Origin of the sequence: Nguyenibacter vanlangensis (assembly GCF_013376155.1) — a bacterium.
GTDB lineage: Bacteria > Pseudomonadota > Alphaproteobacteria > Acetobacterales > Acetobacteraceae > Gluconacetobacter > Gluconacetobacter vanlangensis.
Map to the genome: position 1 here is coordinate 1 of NZ_JABXXP010000549.1, position 1,933 is coordinate 1,933.

Here is a 1,933-nt window from a genome sequence, read left to right on the forward strand (position 1 = left end):
CCTGGTGCAGGGGGCGGGGCCGATCGGCGCGCTGATCGTCGCCGCCCTGGCGGTCCGTGGCGCGGTACGCATCGTCGCCACCGATTTGCATGATTTTCCGCTGGCGGTCGCGCGCCGGCTGGGAGCGACCGAGACGTGGAATGCGCGCCATGCCGCGCCCGAGGAGGAATTCGACGTCGTGTTCGAGGCCACGGGCGTGGAAGAGGCGCTGCCATCCGCCGTCGCGCGGGCGCGGCGGGGCGGCATCCTGGTGCAGGTGGGGATGTTTCCGCCGGGCATGGTCGCTGTGCCGATGGCGCAGATCCTCGCGCGGGAACTGGACCTGCGCGGGTCGTTCCGTTTCGATGGCGAATTCGCCGAGGCGCTGACGATGCTGGCGGCGCATCCGCGGATCGCGGACGGGCTGGTCACCCATGAAGTCGCGTTTGCCGCCTTTGCCGACGCGTTCGCGGCCGCGGCGGACCGGCGATCGGCGGCCAAGGTGCTGCTGCGGATCGACGCGCCGTAGAGCGGATCGCGACGCGGCGGAATCACCGCGTCATGTCAGGCTTTTCGTGACGGCTCTCCGGTCGTGGCGTCATCCGTTATGATGTCATGTATGATGTCATGGGTCGGCAGGCCATTGAGGCGCGCGATATGGAGGAAGATGCCGCTGTGGTCGAGGCCGCCGTCGCCGGCGGCAACCATGGCGCGAAACAGCTCGGCGACCCGCTCGGTCGCCGGCAGCGCCAGGTGGTGTTCCTCGGCGATCCTGGCCGCCGCATCAAGGTCCTTGACCTGATTGATCGCGTCGCCGCCGGGGGTGAACCGGCGTTCGATCATCCGCAGCCCGTGCTGCTGCAGGATCACGCTGTCGGCGAAGCCGCCCGTCAGGGCCTGTCGCACGCGCGCCGGATCCGCGCCGCCGCGCTCGGCCAGCGTGAAGGCTTCGGCGATCAGGGTGATCGTCCCGGCGACGATGACCTGGTTGGCCAGCTTGGCCAGTTGCCCCGTCCCGACCGGACCGATATACGTCACGCGCCCCAGTACGCCCAGCAGGGGCGATACCGCCGCAATGTCGTCCGGCGACCCGCCGGCCATGATCGCCAGCGTCTTGTCGATCGCCCCTTTCTCGCCGCCGGAAACGGGCGCGTCAACATAGCCGATCCCCAGCTCCCGCAGACGCGCAGCCTGTGTCCTGGCCACGTCCACGGCAATCGAACTCATCATGACGACGATGGCGCCGGCCTTGATGTGGGCGGCGGCCCGGCCGTCCTCGAACAGGATCTGGTTCGCGGCCTGGCCGGAGGTCACCATGACGATCACGATATCCGCGCCGGATACCGCCTGCACAGCGCTCGGGGCCACCTCGACGCCGAATGCCGCCAGCGGACGGGCCTTGTCGTCCGTGCGGTTCCAGGCCGAAATCCGATATCCCGCCTGGGCGATATGACGGGCCATGGGCGCACCCATGATCCCGGTCCCGAGGAATGCGACGCGTGGCGCAGCGATTGTGCCGTCGTCGGTCATGTGTTGCTCCTGCTGCGGCCGCGCGGCCGGCGCCGACCGCGTTGCCGGGTGGGCGTCAGAGCATGGAGCGGGCGCGGTTCAGGACCAGGGTGCAGATTTTCTGCGTCATCTGCTGCTTGATCCCCTGCCCCGCTCCGGCCAGCGAGAAGGTGTTGCCGCCCCCGGTGTCCAGCAGACCGTTCCGGCCCGCCTGGTATTGGCTGTCGGTCCGGGGGTCGATGCCGGCCTTGCGGCCCAGGGCGCTCATGACCGGAGAGGCGGTGCCGGTGCCGAGATAGTTGTTCTGCACGCAATAGCCCAGCAGGCCGGCGAGGTTGCCGGCGCCGGCCGAGGACAGGGACGGCAGGCCCATGGCGCCACCCATGGCCCCGCCACCCATCGCCCCCATGGCGCCGCCCATCATGCCGCCATTGCCGCCGCCCAT

General features: G+C 69.8%; 3 protein-coding genes. 1 reads left to right on the forward strand and 2 read right to left on the reverse strand.

Annotated features, from left to right (window positions below):
• Positions 1-508: zinc-binding dehydrogenase (locus HUK84_RS16510; protein WP_176641252.1), on the forward strand; the 508-nt coding region annotated here is incomplete at its 5' end.
• A 35-nt stretch (positions 509-543) separates the two neighbouring features.
• Here HUK84_RS16510 and HUK84_RS16515 read toward each other — a convergent pair.
• Together HUK84_RS16515 and HUK84_RS16520 are read right to left on the reverse strand one after the other, a co-directional pair.
• Complete coding sequence (locus HUK84_RS16515; RefSeq protein WP_176641253.1) at positions 544-1,509, reverse strand: NAD(P)-dependent oxidoreductase; 966 nt, start codon at positions 1,507-1,509, stop codon at positions 544-546.
• A gap of 55 nt (positions 1,510-1,564) precedes the next feature.
• A partial coding sequence (locus HUK84_RS16520; RefSeq protein WP_176641254.1) for a YjjA family protein occupies positions 1,565-1,933 on the reverse strand: 369 nt, incomplete at its 5' end.